The sequence below is a fragment of the Ramlibacter sp. bp-362 genome, from assembly GCF_054956735.1.
In genome coordinates this window covers 1-233 of sequence record NZ_JBUDXE010000092.1, presented here as the reverse complement: position 1 = coordinate 233, position 233 = coordinate 1, and the positions used below count along the sequence as shown (strand labels likewise).

Sequence of the window (233 nt, the reverse complement as noted above, 5' to 3'; positions counted from 1 at the left end):
AGCTCGTCGAACCCGGGCGGCACCACGCCCGTGCGCGTGCACCCGACAGCGGCGTAGGTGAGGGCGCGCTGGTCCATGCTCGCCATGCTGGCACGGGGACACGACGAAGGCCCCCGGCGATCCGCCGGGGGCCTTGCTGGTGGAGCTGAGGGGATTCGAACCCCTGACCTTCTCATTGCGAACGAGACGCGCTACCAACTGCGCCACAGCCCCGAGAACGTCGGTAACCATAA

Annotated in this window: 1 tRNA gene; it reads right to left on the bottom strand. The window is 68.2% G+C overall.

Going from position 1 to position 233, the window contains the following annotated elements:
- Nucleotides 1-137 precede the first annotated feature (137 nt).
- Nucleotides 138-213: transfer RNA gene (locus tag ACY0MJ_RS22530), tRNA-Ala, on the bottom strand.
- Between the last annotated feature and the right edge of the window lie 20 nt (nucleotides 214-233).